This is a genomic window from Mesorhizobium sp. M7A.F.Ca.US.008.03.1.1 (genome assembly GCF_003997495.1).
In the GTDB taxonomy this organism is placed as follows: Bacteria; Pseudomonadota; Alphaproteobacteria; order Rhizobiales; family Rhizobiaceae; genus Mesorhizobium.
Genome location: NZ_RZRU01000002.1, coordinates 174,300 through 198,880, shown reverse-complemented (window position 1 = coordinate 198,880; position 24,581 = coordinate 174,300). Strand labels below are relative to the sequence as shown.

27 protein-coding genes are annotated in these 24,581 nt (G+C 64.5%); 15 read left to right on the top strand and 12 right to left on the bottom strand.

The features are described 5' to 3' along the window. Positions 1–34: 34 nt before the first annotated feature. The 10 genes from EOA16_RS03880 (at position 35) to EOA16_RS03835 (ending at position 9,487) form a co-directional block, all read left to right on the top strand. Positions 35–262: a hypothetical protein gene (locus EOA16_RS03880; RefSeq protein WP_127255655.1), complete on the top strand. Its 228-nt coding sequence runs from the start codon at positions 35–37 to the stop codon at positions 260–262. 88 nt (positions 263–350) lie between these two features. Then, positions 351–644 (top strand): DUF982 domain-containing protein, encoded by a 294-nt coding sequence (locus tag EOA16_RS03875; RefSeq protein WP_127255653.1) that lies wholly within the window; start codon positions 351–353, stop codon positions 642–644. A 320-nt stretch (positions 645–964) separates the two neighbouring features. Beyond that, entirely contained in the window at positions 965–1,849 is an 885-nt protein-coding gene (locus tag EOA16_RS03870) for an AraC family transcriptional regulator (protein WP_127255651.1), read from the top strand. A 239-nt stretch (positions 1,850–2,088) separates the two neighbouring features. Then, on the top strand, positions 2,089–3,177 hold the full coding sequence (locus tag EOA16_RS03865) for a sugar ABC transporter substrate-binding protein (RefSeq protein ID WP_127255649.1): 1,089 nt from the start codon (positions 2,089–2,091) through the stop codon (positions 3,175–3,177). A gap of 99 nt (positions 3,178–3,276) precedes the next feature. Further along, positions 3,277–4,116: an ATP-binding cassette domain-containing protein gene (locus EOA16_RS03860; RefSeq protein WP_127255648.1), complete on the top strand. Its 840-nt coding sequence runs from the start codon at positions 3,277–3,279 to the stop codon at positions 4,114–4,116. Then, the gene (locus tag EOA16_RS03855; protein ID WP_127255646.1) at positions 4,113–5,372 is read left to right on the top strand and encodes a sugar ABC transporter permease; all 1,260 of its coding nucleotides are present in this window, start codon (positions 4,113–4,115) and stop codon (positions 5,370–5,372) included. Before EOA16_RS03860 ends, EOA16_RS03855 begins: the two co-directional genes overlap by 4 nt. A 22-nt stretch (positions 5,373–5,394) precedes the next feature. Continuing rightward, positions 5,395–6,123, top strand: a complete 729-nt coding sequence (locus EOA16_RS03850; RefSeq protein ID WP_127255645.1) for an SDR family oxidoreductase — start codon at positions 5,395–5,397, stop codon at positions 6,121–6,123. Positions 6,124–6,268: 145 nt separating this feature from the next. Then, positions 6,269–7,870, top strand: a complete 1,602-nt coding sequence (locus EOA16_RS03845) for an FGGY-family carbohydrate kinase (protein WP_127255643.1) — start codon at positions 6,269–6,271, stop codon at positions 7,868–7,870. A gap of 127 nt (positions 7,871–7,997) precedes the next feature. After that, a complete protein-coding gene (locus tag EOA16_RS03840; RefSeq protein WP_127255641.1) occupies positions 7,998–9,020 on the top strand; it encodes a cupin domain-containing protein in 1,023 nt (340 codons plus the stop codon). A 53-nt stretch (positions 9,021–9,073) separates the two neighbouring features. Further along, on the top strand, positions 9,074–9,487 hold the full coding sequence (locus EOA16_RS03835; RefSeq protein WP_348630307.1) for an excalibur calcium-binding domain-containing protein: 414 nt from the start codon (positions 9,074–9,076) through the stop codon (positions 9,485–9,487). Between the two features lie 13 nt (positions 9,488–9,500). On the opposite strand, the gene dinB is transcribed toward EOA16_RS03835, so the two are convergent. Next, positions 9,501–10,748, bottom strand: coding sequence for a DNA polymerase IV (gene dinB / locus EOA16_RS03830; RefSeq protein ID WP_127255638.1), 1,248 nt, complete (start codon positions 10,746–10,748; stop codon positions 9,501–9,503). A 119-nt stretch (positions 10,749–10,867) separates the two neighbouring features. Next, a complete protein-coding gene (locus EOA16_RS03825) occupies positions 10,868–11,284 on the bottom strand; it encodes a helix-turn-helix domain-containing protein (protein WP_127255636.1) in 417 nt (138 codons plus the stop codon). A gap of 102 nt (positions 11,285–11,386) precedes the next feature. Here EOA16_RS03825 and EOA16_RS03820 point away from each other — a divergent pair, with 102 nt between their 5' ends. Further along, a complete protein-coding gene (locus tag EOA16_RS03820; RefSeq protein WP_127255634.1) occupies positions 11,387–11,986 on the top strand; it encodes a dihydrofolate reductase family protein in 600 nt (199 codons plus the stop codon). A 24-nt stretch (positions 11,987–12,010) separates the two neighbouring features. On the opposite strand, the gene EOA16_RS03815 is transcribed toward EOA16_RS03820, so the two are convergent. The 4 genes from EOA16_RS03815 to ada all read right to left on the bottom strand — a co-directional run bounded on the left by EOA16_RS03815 (position 12,011) and on the right by ada (position 14,976). Beyond that, complete coding sequence (locus tag EOA16_RS03815; protein WP_127255632.1) at positions 12,011–12,754, bottom strand: 2OG-Fe(II) oxygenase; 744 nt, start codon at positions 12,752–12,754, stop codon at positions 12,011–12,013. Then, entirely contained in the window at positions 12,751–13,305 is a 555-nt protein-coding gene (locus EOA16_RS03810) for a methylated-DNA--[protein]-cysteine S-methyltransferase (RefSeq protein ID WP_127255630.1), read from the bottom strand. The genes EOA16_RS03815 and EOA16_RS03810 overlap by 4 nt, the downstream gene beginning before the upstream one ends. A gap of 309 nt (positions 13,306–13,614) precedes the next feature. Then, positions 13,615–13,833, bottom strand: coding sequence for a hypothetical protein (locus tag EOA16_RS03805; protein ID WP_127255629.1), 219 nt, complete (start codon positions 13,831–13,833; stop codon positions 13,615–13,617). Between the two features lie 18 nt (positions 13,834–13,851). Then, positions 13,852–14,976, bottom strand: coding sequence for a bifunctional DNA-binding transcriptional regulator/O6-methylguanine-DNA methyltransferase Ada (ada, locus tag EOA16_RS03800; protein WP_164754121.1), 1,125 nt, complete (start codon positions 14,974–14,976; stop codon positions 13,852–13,854). 127 nt (positions 14,977–15,103) lie between these two features. Here ada and EOA16_RS03795 point away from each other — a divergent pair, with 127 nt between their 5' ends. After that, positions 15,104–15,301 (top strand): transcriptional regulator, encoded by a 198-nt coding sequence (locus EOA16_RS03795; RefSeq protein WP_127255626.1) that lies wholly within the window; start codon positions 15,104–15,106, stop codon positions 15,299–15,301. Between the two features lie 51 nt (positions 15,302–15,352). On the opposite strand, the gene EOA16_RS03790 is transcribed toward EOA16_RS03795, so the two are convergent. Further along, positions 15,353–16,045 carry a helix-turn-helix domain-containing protein gene (locus EOA16_RS03790; protein ID WP_127255624.1) on the bottom strand — a complete coding sequence of 231 codons (693 nt, stop codon included), beginning with the start codon at positions 16,043–16,045 and terminating at the stop codon, positions 15,353–15,355. 175 nt (positions 16,046–16,220) lie between these two features. On the opposite strand from EOA16_RS03790, the gene EOA16_RS03785 reads away from it, so the two are divergent. Both EOA16_RS03785 and EOA16_RS03780 read left to right on the top strand, forming a co-directional pair. Further along, positions 16,221–16,547 (top strand): DUF1330 domain-containing protein, encoded by a 327-nt coding sequence (locus EOA16_RS03785; RefSeq protein ID WP_056591901.1) that lies wholly within the window; start codon positions 16,221–16,223, stop codon positions 16,545–16,547. A 118-nt stretch (positions 16,548–16,665) separates the two neighbouring features. Continuing rightward, positions 16,666–17,202, top strand: coding sequence for a hypothetical protein (locus tag EOA16_RS03780; protein WP_206517308.1), 537 nt, complete (start codon positions 16,666–16,668; stop codon positions 17,200–17,202). Between the two features lie 60 nt (positions 17,203–17,262). Here the strand turns inward: EOA16_RS03780 and EOA16_RS03775 are convergent, their stop codons facing one another. Continuing rightward, positions 17,263–17,712, bottom strand: a complete 450-nt coding sequence (locus EOA16_RS03775) for an ester cyclase (RefSeq protein ID WP_127255623.1) — start codon at positions 17,710–17,712, stop codon at positions 17,263–17,265. Positions 17,713–17,931: 219 nt separating this feature from the next. Between EOA16_RS03775 and EOA16_RS03770 the strand changes: the two genes are divergently transcribed. Continuing rightward, positions 17,932–20,049: an EAL domain-containing protein gene (locus EOA16_RS03770; RefSeq protein ID WP_127255621.1), complete on the top strand. Its 2,118-nt coding sequence runs from the start codon at positions 17,932–17,934 to the stop codon at positions 20,047–20,049. 54 nt (positions 20,050–20,103) lie between these two features. On the opposite strand, the gene EOA16_RS03765 is transcribed toward EOA16_RS03770, so the two are convergent. The 4 genes from EOA16_RS03765 to EOA16_RS03750 all read right to left on the bottom strand — a co-directional run bounded on the left by EOA16_RS03765 (position 20,104) and on the right by EOA16_RS03750 (position 24,450). After that, the gene (locus EOA16_RS03765) at positions 20,104–20,298 is read right to left on the bottom strand and encodes a hypothetical protein (protein ID WP_024501638.1); all 195 of its coding nucleotides are present in this window, start codon (positions 20,296–20,298) and stop codon (positions 20,104–20,106) included. A gap of 173 nt (positions 20,299–20,471) precedes the next feature. Then, entirely contained in the window at positions 20,472–21,572 is a 1,101-nt protein-coding gene (locus tag EOA16_RS03760; RefSeq protein WP_127255620.1) for a serine hydrolase domain-containing protein, read from the bottom strand. An 84-nt stretch (positions 21,573–21,656) separates the two neighbouring features. Further along, a complete protein-coding gene (locus EOA16_RS03755; RefSeq protein WP_127255618.1) occupies positions 21,657–23,261 on the bottom strand; it encodes an ABC transporter substrate-binding protein in 1,605 nt (534 codons plus the stop codon). A gap of 55 nt (positions 23,262–23,316) precedes the next feature. Beyond that, on the bottom strand, positions 23,317–24,450 hold the full coding sequence (locus tag EOA16_RS03750) for an FAD-binding oxidoreductase (protein ID WP_127255616.1): 1,134 nt from the start codon (positions 24,448–24,450) through the stop codon (positions 23,317–23,319). Positions 24,451–24,581: the final 131 nt, after the last annotated feature.

The following is a 24,581-nucleotide window of genomic DNA, read 5'->3' as shown; positions in this document are numbered from 1 at the left end:
GCGGGCGTCAGTCGAAGAGAAAGTGGAGGTAAAGATGGATGCAATGGCTGGCCTCGGCTCCGTACCGGCTCCTACGCACCGAGCGCAGGAATTCCTGGCCTATGAAACCGAATGCAGGAACGTGCTGAAGCCGCTGCTGGCAGGGCTGCTCGACATGGCTGAGGCCGCCGGCTGGAACCGGCGGACCGCCGCGTCGGCACTGATGTTCCTCGCCGCGCAGCAAGTGTCGGCAACATCCGAGGTGTCCGCCGGCAGCGGCTGAACGGAAATCGGCCAGTCCATTCACCTGTCCGCGGCGGGCCGCGCTCCCCGGTGTTCGGCCCGCTGCAGGCTCGAGAGGAGGCACAAGCATGAAGCGCGGACAATTTGAGGAACCGGTCACCCTTCTCGTCGGAATGGGTTTTCCGAGGAAGATCGACAGCGTGATGGAAGCCTACGCACTGTTGCAGGACTGGCCGAGCGCCGGCCGCAACGGCGCCCATGCCGTCGCACTCAACGCTTGCAAGGCGGGCATCGCCGGCGAGATCGATCCGGAAACGGTGCGAGCCACGCTGGTCAGCTTCGCGCGCCGCCACGACATACTGGTGCCGGATATGGTTTCGCCGCTCGCGACGGTAGCGGGTGGTGCGCTGCGCACGGGCTGATGCAACAGCGCCTGAAGATGATGTTCCTGCGGTAGGCCGGGCGACCACCGGAGACATCCGAATTTCTTTCCGGGCGGCGGAATTGTCGTTGGTCAATTGAGCGAACGCGTCAGCAAGACTGACCTGTTCTGCCCGAATAACGCCTCTGAGCGCCGCCTCCCGGTTAAAAAAGTATCATCCATTGTCTTGAATCGTGGTGGCGCCTGTTGTCATGAGCCGGTACCGTGCCTCTTGAAATGCAGAGCCGAAACCAATTTGGCCGGTTTAGGGAATTGGGCCGAACGCGGCAGATATCCGTGCCGGCCCGGGAGGAAACGGACATGGAACCGGACCTGGAAGTTGTCCAGATACGACGCGGTGAGTCCTTCAAGGCGTGGTCGCACGGCTACCCCTTCCACACGGTGCGCTGGCACTTCCATCCCGAGTATGAACTGCATCAGGTGATCTTCACCAATGGCCGCTATTTCGTCGGCGACTTCATCGGCGAGTTCGAGCCGGGCAATCTGGTGCTGACCGGGCCGAACCTGCCGCACAATTGGGTCAGCGATATCCCCAGGGATAGCTCGATCCCGCTGCGCGGCCGCATCATCCAGTTCTCAGAAAGTTTCATTGGCGACGCCATGCATGTGCTGCCGGAGCTGGCGGGGCTTGGGTCTCTGCTCGAGGCGTCGCGGCGCGGCGTGCTGTTTTCCAGCCGCACCAGCAAAGCGCTGGCGCCGCTGATGGAAGAGATGATGCAGGCGCAGGGCGTGCGCCGAATCGAGCTGTTCATGATGATCGCCGGACTGCTCAGCCGCGCCCAGGAATTACAGCTTTTGGCCAGCGCCAGCTACCGGCCCGATCCCTCCGGCTACATGACCGCCGGCATGAACAAGGCGCTCGCCTATATCAGGGAAAACCTGACGCAGTTGTTCGACGAGGCGGACCTCGCCGCCATCGCCGGCCAGTCGACCGGCGCCTTCTCGCGCTCGTTTCGCCGTCACACCGGCATGTCGCTGGTGCAGTATGTCAAGCGGCTGCGCATCAATCTCGCCTGCCAGATCCTGATGAGCGACGAGCAGGCCTCGATCACCGACATCTGCTACGAGGTCGGCTTCAACAATCTATCCAATTTCAACCGGCAGTTCCTGGCGGAGAAGGGCATGCCGCCCTCGCGTTTCAGGCGCCTGCTGGCCGACAACATCAACGCGGGAAAAGCCGCTTAACGGAGGAGCCAGGGAGGAACCAAGGGAGGATTTTTTCTTTTGCATGACGACGTGAACCGCGTGGAGCGGTTCGCGATGGAGAACGCTTGTCTCGAATTCCTCCGTCGGCGGAGAGTGTCGGCGCGGCTCGACAGGCCGGCGCCTGGTTCCCAATGCAGTTGGGGCGGGGGCGGATGGGTGTCTTCAACCAAAGCAGTCAACGACCTTCTTACAACATATCCAGAAACGGAGAAGACCGAATGACCAAACTTTCAATTTCATTGAAGTCCGCTGGCAAATCCGCCGGCATGGCAGCTCTTGCGCTGTCGCTGCTGGCCGGCACCGCCGCGATCGCCCGGGCCGCCGAAGTCACCGACGCCACCGTCGCCTTCCTGATGCCCGACCAGGCCTCGACCCGCTACGAACAGCATGATTATCCCGGCTTCGCCGCCGAGATGAAGAAGCTGTGCCCGGGCTGCAAGGTGCTCTACCAGAACGCCGATGCCGACGCCTCGCGCCAGCAGCAGCAGTTCAACTCGGTGATCTCGCAGGGCGCCAAGGCGATCGTGCTCGACCCTGTCGACTCGACCGCTGCCGCCTCGCTGGTCAAGCTGGCGCAGAGCCAGGGCATCAAGGTCATCGCCTATGACCGGCCGATCCCGACCGCGCCTGCCGACTTCTATGTCTCGTTCAACAATGAAGGCATCGGCAAGGCCATCGCCGACTCGCTGGTCGAGCACCTGAAGGCGCTGAAGGTCGATCCGGCCAGCGGCGGTGTGCTGCAGATCAACGGCTCGCCGACCGACGCGGCGGCCGGCCTGATCAAGAAGGGCATCCATGCCGGCCTCGACAACAGCGGCTACCAGATCCTGGCCGAATACGACACGCCGGAATGGGCGCCGCCGAAGGCGCAGCAATGGGCCGGCGGCCAGATCACCCGCTTCGGGCCGAAGATACTCGGCGTGGTCGCCGCCAATGACGGCACCGGTGGCGGCGCCATCGCGGCCTTCAAGGCGGCGGGCGTCGATCCGGTGCCGCCGGTGACCGGCAATGACGCGACGATCGCAGCCTTGCAACTGATCATCGCCGGAGACCAGTACAACACCATCTCCAAGCCGAGCGAGATCGTGGCGGCGGCCGCCGCCAACATCGCCATCAAGCTGCTTTCGGGCGAGACGCCGAAGGCCGAGATGACGCTGTACGACACGCCCTCGCAGTTGTTCACGCCAGCCGTGGTGACGCAGGAAAACCTGAAGGCCGAGATCATCGACAAGAAGATCAACACCGCGGCCGAGCTCTGTGTCGATCGTTACGCGGAAGGCTGCAAGAAGCTGGGCATCGGGAACTGACCGCGACCCTTGCCCGCTCCGCTGCCTGGCCACCCGCGTGGTGGCCAGGCAGCGCTCATCTGATTTCTTGAACCGGTTCTTTTGAAAGGTGTTCCAGGCATGATCGATACCCCGGACGAACCGGTTCCGGCAGGCGAGCTGGTGCTCAGCCTGCGCGGTGTTTCCAAGAATTTCGGCGCCGTCTCGGCGCTTACCGACATCGATCTCGATGTCCATGCCGGCGAGGTGGTGGCGCTGGTGGGCGACAATGGCGCCGGCAAGTCGACGCTGGTCAAGATCCTGGCCGGCGTGCATCAGCCGAGTTCAGGCATCATCAGCTATCGCGGCAAGCAAGTGACGCTTGCCGATCCGAGTGCGGCGCTGACGCTTGGCATCGCCACCGTGTTCCAGGATCTGGCGCTGTGCGAAAACCTCGACATCGTCGCCAACATCTTCCTCGGCCGTGAGCTCAGCCCGCTGCGGCTGGACGAGGTGGCGATGGAGGTTCGCGCCTGGACGCTGCTCAACGAGCTTTCGGCGCGCATCCCAAGCGTGCGCGAAGTGGTCGCGTCACTGTCGGGCGGCCAGCGCCAGACGGTGGCGATCGCCCGTTCGCTGCTGCTCGAACCCAAGCTGATCCTGCTCGACGAGCCGACGGCCGCCCTTGGCGTCGCGCAGACGGCGGAAGTGCTAAACCTGATCGAGCGCGTGCGCGACCGCGGCCTCGGCGTGGTCATCATCAGCCACAACATGGAAGACGTGCGCGCCGTCGCCGACCGCATCGTCGTGCTGCGGCTTGGCCGCAACAACGGCATCTTCTCGCCCGATGCCTCGAACCAGGAACTGGTCAGCGCCATCACCGGCGCGTCGAACAATTCGGTGTCGCGGCGCGCAGAGCGCAGGCAAACCCAGCAGACTCAAATGGCGCGGCAAGATCAAACGCAGGAGCCACGCCCATGAGCCGCGAAGCCGAACAGGCCGCCTCCGTGCCGCCGCAGCTCGACCGCGCCGATGTGCGCGTCAAGCATGAGGCGGGGATCGGCGGCGCCATCCGCAGGTTCTTCGACCGGGTCCGCTCCGGCGATCTCGGCTCGCTGCCGGTCATCGTCGGGCTGGTCATCATCTGGACGGTGTTCGCCAGCATCAACCCGATCTTCCTGTCGAGCAGCAATCTGGTCAATCTGCTGTTCGATTGCTCCACCGTGGGCGTCATTGCGCTCGGCATCGTCTGCGTTTTGATGGTCGGCGAAATCGACCTGTCGGTCGGTTCGATCAGCGGCTTTGCCTCGGCGATGGTCGGCACATTGTGGGTCAACCAGGGCTGGCCGGTGGCGCTCGCCATTCTGGCCGCTGTCGCCGTCGGCGGCTTTATCGGCGCTCTCTACGCGCTGCTGTTCAACCGGCTCGGCATGCCGAGCTTCGTCTCGACGCTGGCCGGCCTGCTGGCGGTGCTTGGCCTGCAACTCTACATCCTCGGCTCGACCGGCTCGATCAACCTGCCCTACGGCTCGAACCTGGTGAATTTCGGCCAGCTGCTGATGATGCCGAAATTCGTCTCGTTCGCTCTGGCGGCCGTGCCCGGCATTGTCATGCTGGTCACCGGCCTGCGCACCGTCGCGCGACGCCGCGCCGCCAATCTGTCGGCGCCGTCGACCGGCGGGCTCATCACGCGGGCGATCGTCATCACGGTCATTCTCGAACTCATCGTCTTCTATCTCAACCAGGCGCGCGGCATTCCGTGGATGTTCGGCCTGTTCGTCGGCCTGGTCATATCAATGCATTACGCGCTGACGCGGACCAAATGGGGCCGCTCGATGTCGGCGGTCGGCGGCAACCGCGAGGCGGCACGGCGCGCCGGCATCAATGTGCGGCTGATCTATTCCAGCGCCTTCGTGCTGTGCTCGATGCTGGCCGCTTTCGGCGGCGTGCTGTCGGCGGCCCGCCTTGCCTCGGCCAGCCAGCAGGCCGGCACCGGCGACGTCAACCTCAACGCCATCGCGGCGGCCGTCATCGGCGGCACCAGCCTGTTCGGCGGCCGCGGCAGCGCCTATTCGGCGCTGCTCGGCATCATCGTCATCCAGTCGATCGCCAGCGGCCTGACGCTGCTCGATCTGTCCTCGTCGCTTCGGTACATGATCACCGGCGCCGTGCTTGCCATCGCGGTCATCGTCGACTCGCTGGCACGCCGCTCGCGTGTCTCGCATGGCCGGGCCTGAACCCATCAACAGGAAGCAAGACATGAGCCAAGAACTGTCCGGAAAAGTTGCCGCCGTCACCGGCGCGGCATCAGGCATCGGCCTCGAATGCGCCAGGCACATGCTGGCGGCCGGCACCAGCGTGGTGCTGGTCGACCGCGCCGAGGCGACCCTGAACAAATTGTGCGCCGAACTCGGTTCGAAGGCGATCCCGCTGGTCATCGACCTGATGCAGCCGGCAAGCGTCGCCACCATGATGCCGCAGATCCTGGAGAAGGCCGGCCAGCTCGATATCTTCCATGCCAATGCCGGCGCCTATGTCGGCGGTGAGGTGGCGACCGGCGATCCCGACGCCTGGGACCGGATGCTCAACCTCAACATCAATGCCTGCTTCCGCTCGATCCAGGCGGTACTGCCGCACATGATCGAGCGCAAGACGGGCGATATCATCGTCACCAGTTCGATCGCCGGACTGGTTCCGGTGGTCTGGGAGCCGATCTATACGGCCTCCAAGCACGCCGTGCAGGCCTTCGTTCACACGGTGCGCCGGCAGGTCGCCAAGCACGGCCTGCGCGTCGGTGCCGTGGCGCCGGGCCCGGTGGTGACGGCACTGGTCGACGACTGGCCGAAGGCCAAGCTCGAGGAAGAACTCGCCGCCGGCGGCCTGATGCAGCCGCGCGAAGTGGCCGAAGCGGTGATGTTCATGCTGACCCGGCCGCGCAACGTGACGATCCGCGATCTGGTGATTTTGCCGCAAAGCAATGATTTGTGAAGGGAGTGAGTAGTGAGTAGCGAGTAGGATAGAAATCCTGATGGAAGATGGTTTTGATCCAAGAATCAAGACTTTCCTACTCACTACTCACTACTCACTACTCACTACTCGCTACTCACTACTGCCCTAAACCGAAGGTTTCCCCATGCCCCACACTCTCGGCATTGACGTCGGCACCGGCAGCGCGAGGGCCGGGGTGTTCGACCACACGGGAAACCTGCTCGCCTCGGCCAAGCGGGACATCGAGGTCTGGCGCGAGGCCGGCGACATTGTCGAGCAGTCGAGCAATGACATCTGGCGGGCGGTTTGCGCGGCCACACGCGAAGCCGTCGCTCAGTCCGGCGTGGCACCCGAGGCGATCGCCGGCATCGGTTTCGACGCCACCTGTTCGCTGGTGGTGCTGGGCGAGGGCGGCGTGCCCTTGGCCGTTGGTCCGTCCGGCAATCCCGAACGCAACATCATCGTCTGGATGGATCACCGCGCGGTCGAGCAGACGCGCCGCATCAACCGCAGCGGCGAGACGGTGCTGAACTATGTCGGCGGCGTTATCTCGCCGGAGATGGAAACACCGAAACTCCTGTGGCTGGCGGAAAACCTGCCCGCCACTTTCGATGCCGCCTGGCAGTTCATGGACCTCGCCGATTTCCTCACCTGGCGGGCGACCGGCAGCCTTGCCCGCTCGGTCTGCACGGTGACCTGCAAATGGACCTATCTCGCGCATGAGAGCCGCTGGGACGAAGCCTATTTTCGCAAGATCGGCCTCGGCGCGCTGGCCGACGAGGCATTCGCGCGCATCGGCACCGAGATCGTGCCGGCGGGTGCCGCACTCGGCAGCGGACTGACCGCGCAAGCGGCTGCGGACCTTGGCCTCAAACCCGGTTCAGCGGTGGCGGCCGGGCTGATCGACGCGCATGCCGGCGGCGTCGGCACGGTCGGGGCGCGTGGCGATTTCGGCAGCGTGTTGTCGCGCATGGCCTATGTTTTTGGCACCTCGGCCTGCACCATGTCGTCGACCGCGGCGCCGGCCTTCGTTGACGGCGTCTGGGGTCCGTATTTCTCGGCCATGGTGCCGGGCCTGTGGCTAAACGAGGGCGGCCAATCGGCGGCTGGTGCGGCCATCGACCATCTGGTGCGCATGCACCCCGCGGCTGGCGAAGCGACCGCCAAGGCGCAAGCCGAGGGGCTCAGCCTCAGCGCCTGGCTGTCGTTGCAGGCGCAAAGCCGAAATGGGGCCGCAGCGACGCCGGCGCTGGTCGGCGGCATCCATGTCGTGCCCGAATTTCTCGGCAACCGTGCGCCTTTCGCCGATCCGGATGCACGCGCGCTGATTGCCGGGCTCGATCTCGACACCAGCCTCGACAGCCTGGTCGGGCTCTATGTCGCCGGGGTTTGCGGGCTGGGCTATGGCGCGCGCCAGATCGTGCGGGCCGAGCACGACAAGGGCATTCCCGTCGACACCATCGTGGTCAGCGGCGGCGCCGGGCAAAGCCCGCTGGTGCGCCAGTTGCTGGCGGACACGACCGGCATGGTGGTGGTGGCCTCGACCTCGCCCGAGCCGGTGCTGCTCGGGTCGGCTATGCTGGGCGCGGTCGCCGCCGGAACCTACAAGGACTTGGTCACGGCGATGGCTGGCATGTCGGAACTCGGCGAGGTCTATCACCCCAATGACGCGCTGGCCGACTGGCACGCCAAGCGCTTCTCCGCGTTCGAGTTGCTGCAGCAGGCGGGCAAGGCAATCCGAGGCTGAAGCGAGCGGCTCCTGTCTGGCCCTGTCAGGAGCGTGGCGAACACCGCTTGGCGATGATGCCGGAAACTGGCAGCTTTGTTCTGTCACAGCCTACTGTAGGGCAGGGCGACAGAACCAGGAGGCCCCAATGGCAGACGAGAAAGCGCCCGTGCCATTCGCATCGGATGAGGTGCCGTGGACGGAATGGTCCGATGTGCCGCGCTTCGGCGTGCGCTACCGGCATTTGTCGCTGGCCGCGCTTGGCGAGAATTACCATGTCGGCGTGGCGATCGAGGAGCTGCCGCCGGGCAAGCAGAGTTCACCGGCGCATTACCACATTTTCGAGGAGGAGCATGTCTTCATCCTCGAGGGGATGCTCACCGCGCATGTCGCCGACGCCGCCTACGCCATGAAGGCTGGCGACTACATCTGCTTTCCGGCGGGTGCCGCGGCGGGGCATTGCCTGATCAACACCAGCGACGCGCCGTGCCGCTATGTCATCGTCGGCGAGCGCAACCCGAATGACGTGGTCATCTACACTGCCTCCAACAAGGTGCTGGTGCGCGCGCTGGGAAGCCGCGCGATCTTCGACCTGTCGGCAACCCGAAGCTACTGGGACGGCGAGGATACCGGCCTTGCCGTCGGCGATCCGTCGCCGTCGGATGTGACGGCCGGTGTCACCAAGGCAGCAGCCACTCCGATCCCGCCGGTCGCCAGCGATGCTGTCGAGTGGAAACAGGAAGGCGAGGGGGCGTGGTTCGGTGGTCAGTCCAAACACCTCACCTATGCCGCATTGGGACGGCCCGACTATCATGTCGGCGTGCTGATCGAGGCGCCGGCCCCCGGCATGCGCCTGGCGCCCAGGCACTACCATATGCTGGAAGAGGAGCATGCGCTGATCCTGGAAGGGCAAGTGACGCTGCTGTTTGGCGAGGAGCGCTATGAGATGAAAGCCGGCGACTATGTCTGCTTTCCCGCCGGTCTGGCGGTCGGACATTCCTTTCTCAACAGCGGTACGGGACCGTGCCGCTATCTGATGATCGGCGAGAGAAACCCCAATGAGGTCTGCGTCTATCCCGATTCCAACAAAATGGCGGTCGACGCCTTGCGCCGGCGCGACGGCATTTTCGACATGGCCGGGGTTAGGCGCTACTGGGACGGCGAGGCGTAGAACTGGAGTGTCGCTATCCGACTCCAATCGCCAACGCGGAAAACCGTTTGGAGATGGGCGTTGTTGCTACTGCATCTGGTGACGCTAGTCTGGTTCGGGGACTCCAACCGGGGAGTTGGCGGGGAATGCTCCTGCCATTCTTACGATGGCCTTCACGCTATCACCGTCGCCGCCTTGGCAGACTGAGATGGGTGGCTTTGTTCGCGCCGTTCATTCTGTTGTCGGGCTATCTCATCTATGGCTTCGTCGGCATTCGGTTTGATACGCCTCTCTCGGTCCTGAGGCACCTTGCCGCGTTCCCGAACTGCACTGCCGCCCGTGCCGTTGGCCTCGCCTCTGCGCACAGGGGCGAACCTGGCTATTGGCCGACTCACGATGCCGACCATGACGGCATAGCCTGCGAGCCCTGGCAGGGGGCAAGCTCCAGTGGCGTCCGGGTCCATCGTTACTCGCGTACCGGCCCATAACCTTACCCTGGCCTCACAGCTCCTTCTCCGCCAACTCCCTGAATTCGTCGGGAACCGAGCGCGCCGCCTCCAGCGCCACCGTGCCATAGCCGACGGCCAGTTTGCCGAAGCGCTCGCGGATCTTGTCGATGGCGCGGTCGGCGTCGAAGCGTGCCAGGCCTTTCCTGGTGCCGGGGCGGCGCTTCTCGTCGGCGAGGCCGAGCGGCAGGTCGAGCTGCAGCTCGAAGCTTTCCTCGAGATGCGAGACCGAGATCGCCAGCAGCGAGATCGTTCTCTCCTGTGGATTGTCGGCGAGCACGCCGCGCACCAGATCGCCGGCGATCTCGGCCAGCATCGTTGTCGCCGAGATCGGCTGGTCAAGCGTGATCGAACGGGTGACAGCGCGGAGATCGGCAAAGCGCACGCGTATCGTCACCGTGCGGCCGGGCTTTGCCTTGGCGCGCAGCCGGCTGGCGACGCGGTCGGCCAGATGCAGCAGAGTGGGTACGATAACCCGTGCCACGGCGGGTTTTTGGCCAAGCGCCGATTGGGCGCCGGCCGAATGCGCGCGGCGCTTGGTCTCCAGTTTGCGCGGGTCGCGGTTCCATGACAGCGCGGCGAGCTTTTCGCCTGCGGCGGGACCGAGCAGCCGCGTCAGCGCGCCGCTATGCGTCCTGGCAAGCTGACCGATGGTCTCGACGCCGATCCCGGCCAGCCGCGCCCTGGTGGCCGGGCCAACGCCCCACATCAGTCCGACCGGCAGATCATGCAGGAAGGCGAGCTCGGTGCCGGGTTCGACGACCACCAGCCCGTCGGGCTTGGCGACCTGCGAGGCGATCTTAGCCAGATGCTTGGTGCGCGCCACGCCGATCGAGATCGGCAGGCCGAGTTCGGCCCGAACGCGGCTGCGGATGGCTGTTGCGATCTCTTGTGGGGAGCCGAACAGATGCGTGCAGCCGGCGACGTCGGCAAACGCCTCGTCGATGGAAATGCGCTCGACCACAGGCGTAAAATCGTCGAGCACCTTGATCGCCGCATCGCCCAGCCGCTGGTAATGGCTGAAATTGCCGCCGACGAAGATCAAATGCGGGCAGAGTTCGCGCGCCTTGCGCCCTGGCATGCCGCCGCGCACGCCGAAGGCGCGCGCCTCATAGGAAGCGGCGAGCACGACGCCGCCGCCCACCGCGATCGGCTTGCCGCGCAGCGACGGATCGAGCAACTGCTCGACCGAGGCGTAAAAAGCGTCGAGATCGGCATGCAGGATGGTGGCTGTCGTTTCCATCGACCGCACATCCGCAGTTGCTGATAGATGGAACAAATAGAGAACAAAAGTGGATCATTGTCAAGCGATTGGCGATTTGTGCGGCAACAGCCATGCCGGTTCGGCCTGAACGCAACCGCCTAGACAATATGTTCCGCTCGCAGCGCCGCTTTCATCTTTTCCAGCGCCGCTTCGCCGCCTGCCGCCAACTCGTCGGCAATCCTGGCCAGCTTGTCGTCGGCCTTGCGGTGCTTGCTGCCCCAGGCGCCGAGCGTCGCCAGCACCGGCAAGAGGTCGATGCCTGCTTCGGTCAGCCGGTAGACCGTTCTCAAGCCATGCGTCGGGTCGTCGCTTCGGGTGAGGATGCCTTCCTCCTGAAGCGTTTGCAGTCGCTCGGCCAGCGTGCGCGAGGAGATGCCTTCGTCGGATTGCAGGAATTCGCGAAAGTGCTTTTTCCCGGCGAAGACCATGTCGCGGATGATGAGCAGCGTCCAGCGGTCGCCGATGAGTTCGAGGGACAGGTTGATCGGGCAGCCGGACTTTTCGCGCGTCGACATCTATGGTTCCATTTTTAAATCACTTTACTATTGACATCGTTTTGGCCTTGCGTCAACGGTTCCAAATGTAAACTGTTTGCGATGACCGTGAGGAGAATGACGGTGAAAAAGCTGGTCCTTCAGATGCAAATGTCGGTCGACGGCTTTGTCGGCGCCACCGAGGATCATTCCTGGCAGCTCTGGGAGTGGGGTGGCGAGAGCGCCTGGGACGATACGCTGAAGCAGGACTTCAACGCTGTCTTCGCAGGCGTGGATACCATCCTGCTCAGCCGCAAGATGGCGCAGGAGGGCTATCTCACCCATTGGGGCAATGCGGCGAGGAAGTTTCCGCGCGATCCGTTCTACGCCTTTGCACAGCGCATCGTCGACGCCCGCAAGGTGGTGCTCAGCAACAAGCTCAAGCAATCGGCCTGGGAGCCGGCTTGGGAGCGGACCAGCGTGGTCAGTGGTGACCTGCCGCGCGAAGTCAATGCGCTGAAAGCGGGCAAGGGCGGCGACATGGCCGTGTTCGGCGGCGCCGGTTTCGCGTCGGCGCTGATCGCGGCCGGGCTGGTCGACGAGTTCCAGCTTTTCATCAATCCGGCGGTGCTGGGTGCGGGCCGCCGGATTTTCGATCAGGGTGGTTTTAGGAACCTGCGGCTGCTCGGCTCGAAGGCCTATGCCTGTGGCATGGTGGTCAGCCGCTATGCGCTGGCGGGGTGAGGAGGACCTCCATCTTCTCCCTGCTCACTTCGCATCGTGAAAAATGATGCCGACCGTGTGGCGCATGCCTGAGCGCAACCGGCTGACGCCGTGGCGCAGATTGACGCGGTAATTGCCTTTGGTGCCCTGCACCGGTCGGTTGTGGACGGCGAATACAACGGCGTCGCCCTGGCGCAGCGGCACCACCTCGACCCGGCTCTGCATGCGCGGCCGCTGTTCGGTCAGCGCGAACTCGCCGCCGCTGAAATCCTGGCCCGGTTCGGAGAGCAGGACCGCCACCTGCAGCGGAAAGGCGAGGTCGCCATAGAGATCCTGGTGCAGGCAGTTGAAGTCGCCAGGCACATATTGCAGCAGCAGCGGCGTCGGCCGCGTCTGGCCGGCGGCATGGCATTGTTCGAGAAATTCGGCATGCGTCGCGGGATAACGCATGGCCTGACCCATGCGCTCGTTCCACCGATTGGCGACCTCGGCCAGCCTGGGATAGAGCGCGCTGCGCAGGCCGCCGAGCAGGTCGGGCAAGGGATAGCGGAAATAGCGGTACTCGCCCTTGCCGAAGCCATGCCTGGCCATATGGATGTGGCTGCGGAAATGTTCTTCCCTGGGGTAGAGGCCGGCGATCCGCCGGCACTCTTCGGGCGGCAGCAACTTCTCGATCACCGCGCAGCCGAAGCCGTCGAGCTCGGCGGCAAGGGCAGGCCAGTCGTAAGCAGCGACGCGTGTCTCGGCGGCTTCGACCACCGATGTGGCAACCTTGGCATGGGCGTTCATCGTCCGGCCTCCTTGTCGAGCAAGGCGCGCTTGCGTTCGATGCCCCAGCGATAGCCCGACAGCGTGCCGTCGGCGCGGACAACGCGGTGGCAGGGAATGCCGAGTGCGATTGCGTTGGCGGCGCAGGCGGTGGCCACGGCGCGGGCGCCGTTCGGCTGGCCGAGACGCCGGGCAACGGCGGTGTAGGTGATGGTGGCGCCGCAGGGGATGGCGCGCAGCACATCCCAGACACGCTGCTGGAATGGCGTGCCGTGGCGCATGTCGAGCCGCAGGTCGAGGCCTGCGCCGGGCGTCTCGATGAAGCGCGCGATTGCCGCGAGATCGTCGCGCAAGGTGGCCTCGTCTTCGACCAGTACCTTGCCCGGGAAGCGGTTGGCGAGATCTTGCTCCAGTGTGTCGGCATCCGAGCCGATCAGGATGGCGCAGACGCCGATATCGCTGCGCGCCGCCAGGATGTCGCCGATGGCGGATTCGCCGATGGCGTAGGCGATGGTGTCGAGGGCGTTGTGGACGCTCGCCGGTGGCGCCATTTGGGTTTGCATGAGGTTCATTGCGTTTACTCCTTTGTCTGTACCTGAACCCTAGCTGCGCGCCGTTCGGTGCTCACTCCGATGCTTGCTTTCAAATTCGAATCTACAAGGCAGGCGCTCTATAGCGCCCCCCCTCTGTCCTGCCGGACATCTCCCCCACAGGTGGGGAGATTGGCTGTCATCACCGCCTTCGCCAATCTCCAATGTTGCAGGACGAGAGCCGACGCCGGAACTGCCAATCTCCCTCCTTGTGGGGGAGATGTCCGGCAGGACAGAGGGGGGCGGCGTAGAGTGCTGATTTTGAACCGTTCGCACTTCAGCCAAGCATGCTCATGCCACACGCGTGACCGTCACTTCGCCGAGCACGAACACCTCACCGCTCAGCAGGCGCAGCTCGATGTCGCCGGTTGCGGTGTGGTTCCACTCAGCCTTACCGTCATCGACAAGCTCGCCGATGGCGGCCATGACCTGGGACTTCGCCTCCAGGGCGCGTTTGCTGACGGCGGTGCGGGCTGTCCCCTCGGTGACGCTGTCATGAGATATTGCCATCGCGCGCATGCTTGGCCGTCATCTCCGCGCGGATCGGTAAGCGCTGCCGGGTGCGTTCGACCCGTCCGCCTCACGCTCCAGCAGCGCGCGTTTGCGCTCAGCGCCCCAGGCGTAGCCGGACAGGGCGCCATCCCTGCGGATCACGCGGTGGCAGGGAATAGCGACCGCAAGATTGTTGGCGGCGCAGGCGGCGGCGATGGCACGGGTCGCCTTCGGTGTGCCGATGCGCTGCGCGATCTCGGCATAGGAAACCGTGCGGCCGGCGGGGATGTCGCGCAAGGCCTGCCAGACGCGCTGCTGGAACGCCGTGCCGCGCACGTCGAGCGGCAAATCGAGACCGAGCGCCGGAGCCTCGACGAAGCCGACGACGCGGGCGACCAGCGCCTCGTAGTCGCGGTCGCCGCCGATCAGCCGTGCCCTGGGGAAACGGTCTTGCAGGTCGCGCACCAGTGCGTCTGGATCGTCGCCGAGCAGGATCGAGGCGACGCCCTTTTGGCTGGACGCGACCAGGATGGCGCCGAGCGAGGTCTCGCCGACGGCGAAGCGGATCTCCTCATGCGCACCGCCGGCGCGATAGCGCGTCGGCGTCATGCCGAGCATGCCGGTCGATTTCTCGTAGAAACGCCCGCTCGAATTGAAGCCGGCATCGTAGATCGCCGTCGTCACGCTGGCGCCGTCTTCTAGGCCCTGGCGGACCCGGGCGGCGCGGTGCGCGGCGGCATAGTCCTTCGGCGTCAGCCCGATGACCGCCTTGAAGATGCGGTGGAAATAGCCAGCGCTGCGGCCGGCGGCATTCGCCAATTCAGCCAGCGACAGTTCTTCCTCGCTCTGCTCGATCCTGCGGCAGGCAGCGGCGGCCATCGCCGCATTGCCGGCTTCGAGCAATGGGCCATCGGGATTACAGCGCCGGCACGGGCGAAAGCCGGTCGCCCTGGCCTGAGCCAGCGTGCCGTGCAACTGCACATTTTTCGGGTTGGCGCGCCGCGACGGGCAGGAAGGCCGGCAATAGACGCCGGTCGTCGCCACCGAATACCAGAATTGCCCGTCGGCAGACTTGTCGCGCGCAACAATGCGCGCCCAGCGCGGATCGTCGGCGACCGGCAGCGGCTCGGATTTCAGATTTTTCGCCAGGGTGGTGAACATCGCCGCATTGAAGCCGCCAAAAGCCCGTCTCGCCACCCGTTTCCTGCCAACTGTCAGGAGGGTTCGCGCGTGTCTTTCCAGATTTGCGAAATCCCCCTATGACAAAGATTGATCCGGAGAACGTGTGATGGAAAACATTCGACTCATTAAGACCGAAGCCGATTACGACTGGTCGATCGCCGAAATCACCAGCTATTTCGAGAATGAACCCGACGTCGGCTCTCTCGATGGTGACCGCTTTGACGTTCTCGCAACTTTGATCGAGGCTTATGAGGACAAGCACTACCTGATCGAAGCACCCGACAGGGGCCGCAACCCGCTTTAGGCCGTCGCCAGGCCGACAAGGTAACGGCAAATACTCATTCGGGTTCTCCTCCTATGCCGCGCGTTTGGGTTCCACGGCGAACGGGCTGAGCCCGAGCCAGGTCTGCATCTTCCTGCCGATGGCCTGGTCGCCGGTCAGGGCAACCTTCGCGCCGGCCTTCTCGACGGTCAGCAATCCCATCCAGATCGCCGTCATGGTGTGCAGGTCGGTCGAGACGTAAAGATCGACATCGAAACCCGGATCGTACCAGCACAGATCGACCTCGCCGTGTTTCTCGACGATCAGCCACCACGAGCGTTTGGACGCCGGCAGGTCCTGATACAGGAATTGTATCACCGTACGTCCCTCGGGCAGCGGAGAGGGGTTCAAATTGCGCCGCATGTCCCACATCAGCAGCGACGGATCGAGGTTCTTCAGCGACAGCCGGGACTCGACCCATTTCTGCCCCCAGAAGCCCATTGCCTCGACGACGGGGCGCAAGTCCCGGCCGGCCTCCGTCAGCCGATAGTCGAAGATCCCCTTCTCGCCCTGGACCTCCCCGCGCTCGACGATCCCGGCGATCTCAAGTTCCTTCAGCCGTTGCGACAGAAGAGTCGGCGACATTTTGGGGACGCCGCGGCGCAGGTCGTTGAAGCGGGTCGAGCCGGCCACCAGTTCACGCATCAGCACCATCGTCCAGCGGGTGCACAGCACCTCGGCGGCCATCGATAGCGGGCAGAATTGCTTGTATCCGTGCTGGCTCATGATTGGTGCCTCTCCCTCAAACCTGACCGAATATTAGGCCCTCATGAATGAAGCGGCCAGTACGGAAACTGTACTGCCCCAGTACAGATCGCGGACTGGTTGGCGAGGGTCCTGCCATGCGAGCCCTTTGGCCGGTTGCACGGGATACCCTGTGCACCGCAACCAGGAGACTACCATGACCGCCTACGTTATCGCAGACATCAAGATAAACGACCCGCAGTGGGTGCCGGCCTATGCCGCCTCGGTGCACGACCTCGTCCACAAGCATGGCGGCAGATATCTGTCGCGCAGCGGCAATGTGAAAACGCTCGAAGGCAAGCCGCTCGACACCACGCTGATCGCGCTGATGGCGTTCCCGTCGGAAGCGGCGGCCCGCGCCTTCACCAACGATCCAGCCTATGCGCCCTTCGTTTCGGCCCGTCAGGGCGGCAGCGACAGCCGTTTCCAGGTGATCGACAACACCGATCTGGCCGGAACGATCCCGTATCTGCCGAAGGGATGATCCTTCCCGGTCGTCACATCGATTTCGGGATCTCCAAGCAACAACAGCCACAGCGCTTGCCTGCCGGGCCTCCGTATTTTCGGCGGGCGGCCAGCTGGGCTTTTTCGAGAAGAATGGAATGAAGATGATATCGAACTTTCGCAGCGGACTTCTTATGGCGGGGACCATGCTGGCAATCTGCACCACCCTCGCGCAGGCGCATCAGGAGCCGGCTGAAACTGCCTCCGGCCCCAACCCGCTGGCCGACAAGGTGCGGGCTGCCAACAGCCGGTTTGTCGACGTCAAGGCAGCGGTATTAGAGGGCTATTCGCCTATTTCCTGTGCCAGCGGCATCACCGGCGGCGCCATGGGCATTCACTATGTCAACGGCCACTATCTGAAGGACGACAAGATCGACATCGCCCGTCCCGAAGCTGTGATGTACGAGCCGATGGCCGATGGCACGCTGCAATTGGTGGCAGTCGAGTACATCACTTCGAAAGGACCGGCATCGTTGGACGCACAGCTGTTCAACTTCAACAGCGCCCCCAACCGCTATGGCCTGGGTGAATTCTACGAACTGCATGTATGGGCCTGGAAGGGCAATCCGACCGGCACGTTCGCCGACATGAACCCGAAAGTGTCATGCGAGCACGCGATGGCGCCGAGCCAGTAAGCGATGAGGCCAGGCGGCATTGACGCCGCCTGGCCCCAACGATCGTTTTGCCTGATCGCCTCAGGCGGCCTTGATCAGACCGAGCTGGGTGAGGGCGGTGACGCCGTCATCGAGGCCGATCTCCTCGACGATCCTGCCGTCGACCACCTTCAGCACCGTGGTGCCGGTGAAGCGCATGGTTCGGCCGGTGGCGGCCGGCAGCGAGCCGGCGAGGAAGTCGCCGAAGGCGGGGCCGGTATGCGTGCCGCCGCCCTCCCACTGGCCGACGACATAGTCGCCCTCGGCAATCAGGTCGGCCGTGGCCCAGAAGTTGAGGTCCGGGAAGGCGGCACGGAAATCGGTCATGAAGGCCTTGATGTCGTCGCGGCCGCGGCGCTGCTCGTGCAGCGAGTATTTCAGCAGCATGTCGGGTGCCGCGATGTCGTGGACGACGGACAGGTCGCAGCTTTCACCCCAGAAGTCGGTGAACCATCTGACGACGACGGCCTTGTTGTCTTCTTGCTTGGTCATTGGGAGGTCCTCTTGTCTTTGCATGGGATCATCGGCGCCGCCGATGACCTGGAGCCATGACTAGGAATATCCGGCCGATGCGAAACTCCGATACTTGCCGGCCAATCGAAGAGCGGAGGCGGCAGGCGGGGGCCAACAATGCAGCCCGCCCGCCGCGGTAACTGTTTCTTCTCTGGTTTTGCCGCAGATTGCCCGGGGATGGGGCAGGCGAAGCAGACGATGGCGCGTCAGGGCAAGAAAAGTCGCAATGGAACGTTCTGGGCCAAGGCCCTGGAGCGCGCCCATCTTGGCGTTTGGGACTGGGATCTTGTAACCGGCGACTGCTTCTATTCCGCGACCTGGGCGCGGATGCTGGGCTACGATGAGAGCGAACTTGCCAACACCAGCGACCTGTGGCTGCAACTGACCCATCCCGACGACCGCGAGCGGGCGCTGGCCAGCGGCGACCGCCACATTGCCGGCCTGACCGACGCCATCGAGACCGAATTGCGGCTGAAGCACAAGCAGGGACACTGGGTGTGGGTGCTCGATCGCGGCGGCGTCGTCGAGCGCGACTCGATGGGAAAGCCGCTCAGGCTGATGGGTGTGCAGACCGACATCTCCAAGCAGAAGGCCGCCGAAGCCGAACTCGAGCAGGTCAATGTGCGCTTCCGCCTGGCGCTCGCCGCCAGCGGCACCGGCATCTGGCACCACGACCTCGCCACCGGCAAAAGCTATTGGGACGAACGCACCAGGGAGATTTTCGGGCTTGTCTCCGACACCGCCGAAGTCGAGCGCGACCACTGGTTCGGCTATCTGCATCCGGACGACAAGGAGGCCGCGTCGCGCGCGCATCTGGTGCCGCTCGAAACGGACAAGGTCACCGCCGTGCAGTACCGCATCGTCCGGCGCGACGGAGAGGTCCGGCACATAGAATCCCTGCTGCGTTTCATCGCCGATCCGCAAATCCCGGACCGCCGGCTGGCGGGGCAGATCCTGGGTACGGTGCGCGACATCACCGAAGACAAGCAGCGCGAGCAGGAGCTTGCCTATGCGGCCCGCCATGACGCGCTCACCGGTCTCTTGAACCGCGCCGCATTCGACCGGCTGCTGGCCGATCATATCGCGGCCCCGCAGTTGCTGCCGCTTTCCGTATTCTATGTCGATCTCGACTACTTCAAGGCGCTCAACGATTTTGCCGGCCACGCGGCCGGCGACCTGGCACTGAAAAGCGTCGCCCACGGCATTCTGGGTTGCCTTCCCGCGACGGCGCATGCCGCGCGCCTGGGCGGTGACGAGTTCGCGCTGCTGATGCCCAATTGCGATGCGGCGCAGGCCGGGCGGTTGGCCGGCGCGGTACTTGCCGCGGTTCGCGATGCCGAACTAGGATCGACGGCCACGTCGCGCAAGCTGGCGGCCTCGATCGGCATCGCTTTCGTCGATGACGCCAACACGACGGTGGCCGACGCGCTGGCCTGCGCCGACGACGCCTGCTACGCGGCCAAGGCTGCCGGGCGAAACCGATTTGCCGTCTTCTCCACCGATACGGCATCGGGTTCGGGTGGCCTCAACGCGGCGCGCGTCGTCGCCGATACGGTCGATGCCATGGAAGACGGAAGGCTGAAGCTGTTTGGCCAGGAAATCCATCGGCTGGGCCGCCCCTGGCAGGAAAGCCGCCATGTCGAAGTGTTGGCCAGGCTCGCCGCACGCAACGGCCGGCTGGTGCCACCCGGCGAGTTCATTCCGGTGGCCGAGCGGTTCGGCATCGCGTCGCGGCTCGACCGCTGGATCATCCGCACCGCGCTGTCGCGGCATGGTGCCGCCTTGAGTTCGGGGGCGCTGACGCTTGGCTTCAATCTGTCGGCGCAGACGCTGAGCGATCCGCAGCTTTGGGACTTCGTGGACAGCGTCATAGAAGAAACCGGAGCGCCGCATTCGGGCATCGGCTTCGAGATCACCGAAACCGCCGCCGTCACCAATTTCGACGCCGCCGAACAGTTCGTGCGCAAGGCGCGCGAGCGGCGCTGCCGCGTCAGCCTCGACGATTTCGGCGCCGGCATGAGCTCGTTCGAATATCTCAGGCGGTTCCCCGTCGACACGATCAAGATCGACGGTTCCTTCGTCGAACACATCACGCAAAGCCGCTTCGACCGCGAGATCGTGCTGGCCATCACCAGCATTGCCCGCAGCCTCGGCTGCGACGTGGTCGGTGAGAAGATCGAACGGCAGGACACGCTGGCCATGTTGAGCGACATGGGGGTCGCCTTCGGCCAGGGATTCTTGCTGCACCGGCCGGAGCCGCTGGAGCGAATCGTCGCGCGCGCGACCAAGGGAGCGGCGGCCCGCAAGGCATCGTGATCCGGGTGCGCCGAGTTTCAGGCCAGGCCGGACTGGCCTGAAACTCGACACATTCTATCCGGTTCGCCGCGCCGTCGATTGCGGAAACTCCAGCACTCCAGCCTCGGGTCGCCTGTGCTGCGCCTCCGTCACCGCTTCGATCAACAGATCGAGCGCGTCACAGGCCGCGCGACTCGTCTCGTCATTGCCCTGCAGATAATGATAGGCGCGTTCGAGGTGGATGCGGGCGGCTGAAAAATCGCTGGTCAATGGTCCCTCCATGATCCCGCCCTAAAAGACCTTGCCGGAGACGAGGGAACGCCGGGTAAATATCCACAAGCGGCTTTTATTCAAATGCCACCAAACCTGCCGCATGACGGCAAAGGACAATCCGGAAATCATTGCGGCGGCCGTGGGTCTCGAGGTCTTTTGGGTGAATAGGGTCAGTCTCGCAGAATGATCTGGATCGCCTTATCGACCACCGGATGCAGGCCACTGGCCTGGAAGGACAGCCGGTTGCCGGAGCCGACATTGCTGGTCATGGCGATGGTCAACCCCGAGATCGGATCGTGCAGCATGACGGCGACGTAGCCGGGAATGCTGCCCTGGTGGCCGTAGAAGGCGCGGTCGGCGTAGGTGCTCTGGAACATGCCGGCGCCGGTCTCGCGCATGCGGGTGCCCGGAAAACTCGCCGGCACGCGGTGTTCGAACATCTCGGCGAAGAACGGCGGCGACAGCACTCTGCCGGAAAACAGGCCGCGCATGAAGCTCACCATATTGGACGGCGTCGACACCATGTCGCCGCAGCCATAGGCGGCGCCGAACGGGAAGGAATCGGAGGAATCCTGCAGCGCATCGGAGTAGGGCATCACGCCATCCATGCGCCACATCTCGCCGCCCGAGGCGATATCTGTGGGCGCATTCGCCGGCGGCGGCGGCCGGTGGTAGTAGCCGCGCACCATCGATTTTTCCGGAAAGGCTTCGGTGGCTGGCGACCAGGTATTTTCCAGGCCGAGCGGCTGCAGCACGGCGCTTCTGACGTAGCCGCCCAACGACTGGCCTGAGACCGTCTCGATCACCATGCCGGCCAGCACATAGCCGGTGTTGTTGTAGACGGCGGGTCCGCCCGGCGCCTTCTGCTTGTCGGAGGCGAAGGCGATGTCGACCAGCTGTTGCGGCGTCCATTGCCGGCTCGGGTCCATCGGAATGTAGTATTCGAATTCGGGCAGGCCGCTGCGGTGGTTGATCAGTTGAAGCACCGAAATGGCGCCGGCGCCCGGCAGGTCGGGAAACCAGCCGGAGATCGGCGCTCCGAGGTCGAGCTTGCCGTCCTGGGCGAGCTTGACCAAGGCCGCGGCAACGAAGGTCTTGGTGCAACTGCCGATCTTGAACAGGCGTTCAGGCGAGACGGCAATGCCATGCTCCCGGTCGGCGAGGCCGGCGGTGAGGGCGGTTGGTGCGGCGCCTGTAGAGTAGGCGAGCGAGGCGCCTACCGCGCCATCGGTGAGATAGGACTTGAGGAGGGCGTTCAGGTCTTCACGCATGGATTCCGCTTTCGCCGCTAAATTGCTGGTTTCATAGATGCCGGTGCGTCCTCGGGCCGAGCCCGAGGGCAGGGTCGCCCAGCTTCACTCCGCCATATCGACCGCGGCAAAGTTCTGCCGGCCGAAGGGGTCGAGCACGTAGTTGAGCACGCTCTTGCGGATCGGAATCGCCACCACCGAATGGGCGATCGGCGCCACCGGCACCTCGACCTTCAGGATCGCCTGCGCTCTGGCGTAGATGTCGGCGCGCTGTTTCGGATCGGCGGCGACGCGGCCGTCCTGCAGCAGCTTCTCGAAGGCTGGATCGCACCAGCGCGAGCGGTTCGAGCCGCCCTTCACGCCGTCGCAGGAGAGCAGGTAGCTCAGCATGTTGTCGGGGTCGCCATTATCGCTGCTGCCGCCGAGCAGATAGGCGTCCTGTTCGCCCGCCGCGGTGCGCTTGAGATATTCACCCCATTCGAAGCTGACGATCTCGGCCTTGACGCCGACCTTCGCCCAGTCGGCCTGAATCATCTCGGCCATGCGCTTGGCATTGGGGTTGTAGGGCCGCGACACCGGCATCGCCCACAGGCTGATTTTCAGGTCGCTCTCGTGGCCGGCTTCCTTCAGCAGCTTCTTGGCGCCATCCGGGTCATAATCGATGCCGGCGTCGGTGACGGCGCCGATCTGCGCCGGCGGCACGACGCTGCCGGCGACCGTGCCGGCGCCGGCATAGACGGCGTCGACGATCGCCTTGCGGTCGACGGCCTTGGCCAGCGCCATGCGCACGCGCACGTCGCCGAGCGGCTGGTGTTCGACATTGAAGCCGAGAATGCCGATGTTCTGGCCCTTGAGGTCGAGCACGGTGATGTCGGGATCGGTGCGCAAACCGGCGACTGCACTGGGCGGTGGCGGGGCGGCGACCTGGCATTCATTGGCCTTGAGGCGCTCGACGCGGGTGGTCGGCTCGGGCGTGATGGCGAAGACCAACGTGTCGATCTTCGGCGCGCCGCGCCAGTAATCCTTGTTGGCGGCATAGCGGATCTGGCTGTCGGGCACATAGGCCTGCAGCACGAACGGGCCGGTGCCGACGGGTTCGCTATCGATCAGTTCCGGCGTGCCGGCCGCGACCATCTTTTCGGTCTGCTCCAGCGACAGGATGGAGAGATAGTCGAGCGCGATGCCGGGCAGGAAGGTGACGTTGGCTGCCGTCAGCGTGAAGCGCACGGTGTAATCGTCGACCTTGTCTATCTTGTCGATCAGCGTGCCCATGCCCAGCGCGTTGAAGTACTCGTAAGCGCCGCCGCCGAGCTTGTGGTAGGGATTGTCGGCATCGCGCTGGCGGTTGAATGTGTAGAGCACGTCATCGGCGTTGAAATCGCGCGAGGGCGTGAAATGGTCGTTCGACTGGAATTTCACCCCGTGCCTGAGATGGAGCGTGTAGGTCTTGCCGTCGGGCGAAACGTCCCAGCTTTCGGCCAGCGCCGGACCGACTTCGGTCGTGCCCGGCTTGAACTCGATCAGCCGGTTGAAAATCGTCTTGGCGGCGGCGTCCATGGTCGAATCTGCGATGCCGATCGCCGGGTTGAAGGTCTCGGGATTGGCTTCCGAGCAATAGACCAGGGTTTTGGCATAGGCCTGCCCGCCGAGAAGGACGGATGAGGCCAGCAGGGACGAGGTAAGCACTGCGTGCAGAACGGTGGATTTCATCGCAAACGCTCCTGATGACACATAACGGGTTGAGGGAAGGACAGGCCGGTGAAGTTCATGGCGTCGCCGCCGGGTTGAGGAAACGGTCAGGCGTCAGCGCGGCAGAAGTGACGCCGCGTGCCGTGAGATCGTCCGGCAGGGGTTGGCCGCGCAGCAGCGCCGAACCCAACCGCGCCAGCGTCAGCGACACCTGGAAACCGTAGCCGCCCTGGCCGCCGAGCCAGAAGAAGCCGGGCAGGCGCGGGTCGAAGCCGACGACTGGAGTGCGGTCGGGCGAAAAGGTGCGCAGGCCCGCCCAGGGCGTCGACGGACGGCCGATGCGCAGCGATGTCGCCTGTTCGATGCGGTCGACGGCGATGGCGACGTCGATGTCCTCGGGGTAGGCGTCGCAAGGCGCGGAATCGGTTTCGTCGGCGAGCGAGCCGATCAGCCTGCCGGCATCCGGCTTGAAATAGAACTGCTCGTGCAAATCGACCACCAGCGGCCAGGCGCTGATGTCCGTGCCGGCGGGTGGATCGAACAGGAAGGCGGTGCGGCGCTTGGGCCGGAAGCCGAGACCGGGGAGGCCAGCCAGCCCGGCGACGACATCGACCCAGGCGCCGGCGGCGTTGACGATAATCTCGGCCTCGTAGGCGCCGGCATTGGTGGTGACGCTGAAGCTGGCTGCCGTGCGCGCGATCTCACGGACCTCTTCGCCGGTGCGGATCACGCCGCCGCCCGCCTTGAGTGTGGAGGCTGAAGCCGCAAGCATCTTTCCTGTGTCGACATCGAGCGCGCCGGGTTCATGCACGCCGCCGCAGGTGGATTCGGTGGCGATGACCGGGACCAGTGCGTTGACTTCCGCAGCCGACAGGCGCCGCACGCTCGGCACCAGCGCCTGCATCTCGGCCGCCATGCGATCGATGGCGGCATTGTCCTCAACACCGCCGACATGCAACGCTCCGCGCCGGTGGGCGGCGAAGCCGCCATCGATGATCGCCTGCCGGCTGGCCAGCGACAGCGCCCGCACCAGCGCATTGCCGTAGGTTTCTGAAAACAGCGCCGCCGAGCGGCCGCTGGCGTGATAGCCGAGATGCGGCTCGCGCTCGAGCACGGTGACCTCGGCCCAGGGCTGCACGGCCGCCGCCAGCGAAAGGCCGGCGATGCCGCCGCCGATGACGACGATTTTCTGAGAGAACTTCGACTGCATCTCCTAGGGGTAGAAATAATTTCTTATCCAGTCAATATTTAGCGTATAAGAAAATTGTTAGCGTTGTTGATAGCGGCAGGGAGTTGGACTACCTAGGGGGAAGAAGCGGCCCGTGGCCGTGCCAGGAGCTG

What these genes read in the sequence shown, in the direction of transcription:
- EOA16_RS03875 (WP_127255653.1), top strand. Translation starts at nt 351, where the DNA reads ATGAAGCGCGGACAATTTGAGGAACCGGTCACCCTTCTCGTCGGAATG.
- EOA16_RS03855 (WP_127255646.1), top strand. Translation starts at nt 4,113, where the DNA reads ATGAGCCGCGAAGCCGAACAGGCCGCCTCCGTGCCGCCGCAGCTCGAC.
- EOA16_RS03835 (WP_348630307.1), top strand. Translation starts at nt 9,074, where the DNA reads ATGGGCGTTGTTGCTACTGCATCTGGTGACGCTAGTCTGGTTCGGGGA.
- ada (WP_164754121.1), bottom strand. Translation starts at nt 14,976, where the DNA reads ATGTTCACCACCCTGGCGAAAAATCTGAAATCCGAGCCGCTGCCGGTC.
- EOA16_RS03880 (WP_127255655.1), top strand. Translation starts at nt 35, where the DNA reads ATGGATGCAATGGCTGGCCTCGGCTCCGTACCGGCTCCTACGCACCGA.
- EOA16_RS03850 (WP_127255645.1), top strand. Translation starts at nt 5,395, where the DNA reads ATGAGCCAAGAACTGTCCGGAAAAGTTGCCGCCGTCACCGGCGCGGCA.
- EOA16_RS03845 (WP_127255643.1), top strand. Translation starts at nt 6,269, where the DNA reads ATGCCCCACACTCTCGGCATTGACGTCGGCACCGGCAGCGCGAGGGCC.
- EOA16_RS03805 (WP_127255629.1), bottom strand. Translation starts at nt 13,833, where the DNA reads ATGGCAATATCTCATGACAGCGTCACCGAGGGGACAGCCCGCACCGCC.
- EOA16_RS03865 (WP_127255649.1), top strand. Translation starts at nt 2,089, where the DNA reads ATGACCAAACTTTCAATTTCATTGAAGTCCGCTGGCAAATCCGCCGGC.
- EOA16_RS03790 (WP_127255624.1), bottom strand. Translation starts at nt 16,045, where the DNA reads ATGAGCCAGCACGGATACAAGCAATTCTGCCCGCTATCGATGGCCGCC.
- EOA16_RS03795 (WP_127255626.1), top strand. Translation starts at nt 15,104, where the DNA reads ATGGAAAACATTCGACTCATTAAGACCGAAGCCGATTACGACTGGTCG.
- dinB (WP_127255638.1), bottom strand. Translation starts at nt 10,748, where the DNA reads ATGGAAACGACAGCCACCATCCTGCATGCCGATCTCGACGCTTTTTAC.
- EOA16_RS03760 (WP_127255620.1), bottom strand. Translation starts at nt 21,572, where the DNA reads ATGCGTGAAGACCTGAACGCCCTCCTCAAGTCCTATCTCACCGATGGC.
- EOA16_RS03810 (WP_127255630.1), bottom strand. Translation starts at nt 13,305, where the DNA reads ATGAACCTCATGCAAACCCAAATGGCGCCACCGGCGAGCGTCCACAAC.
- EOA16_RS03840 (WP_127255641.1), top strand. Translation starts at nt 7,998, where the DNA reads ATGGCAGACGAGAAAGCGCCCGTGCCATTCGCATCGGATGAGGTGCCG.
- EOA16_RS03770 (WP_127255621.1), top strand. Translation starts at nt 17,932, where the DNA reads ATGGCGCGTCAGGGCAAGAAAAGTCGCAATGGAACGTTCTGGGCCAAG.
- EOA16_RS03825 (WP_127255636.1), bottom strand. Translation starts at nt 11,284, where the DNA reads ATGTCGACGCGCGAAAAGTCCGGCTGCCCGATCAACCTGTCCCTCGAA.
- EOA16_RS03755 (WP_127255618.1), bottom strand. Translation starts at nt 23,261, where the DNA reads ATGAAATCCACCGTTCTGCACGCAGTGCTTACCTCGTCCCTGCTGGCC.
- EOA16_RS03785 (WP_056591901.1), top strand. Translation starts at nt 16,221, where the DNA reads ATGACCGCCTACGTTATCGCAGACATCAAGATAAACGACCCGCAGTGG.
- EOA16_RS03815 (WP_127255632.1), bottom strand. Translation starts at nt 12,754, where the DNA reads ATGAACGCCCATGCCAAGGTTGCCACATCGGTGGTCGAAGCCGCCGAG.
- EOA16_RS03870 (WP_127255651.1), top strand. Translation starts at nt 965, where the DNA reads ATGGAACCGGACCTGGAAGTTGTCCAGATACGACGCGGTGAGTCCTTC.
- EOA16_RS03860 (WP_127255648.1), top strand. Translation starts at nt 3,277, where the DNA reads ATGATCGATACCCCGGACGAACCGGTTCCGGCAGGCGAGCTGGTGCTC.
- EOA16_RS03780 (WP_206517308.1), top strand. Translation starts at nt 16,666, where the DNA reads ATGAAGATGATATCGAACTTTCGCAGCGGACTTCTTATGGCGGGGACC.
- EOA16_RS03775 (WP_127255623.1), bottom strand. Translation starts at nt 17,712, where the DNA reads ATGACCAAGCAAGAAGACAACAAGGCCGTCGTCGTCAGATGGTTCACC.
- EOA16_RS03750 (WP_127255616.1), bottom strand. Translation starts at nt 24,450, where the DNA reads ATGCAGTCGAAGTTCTCTCAGAAAATCGTCGTCATCGGCGGCGGCATC.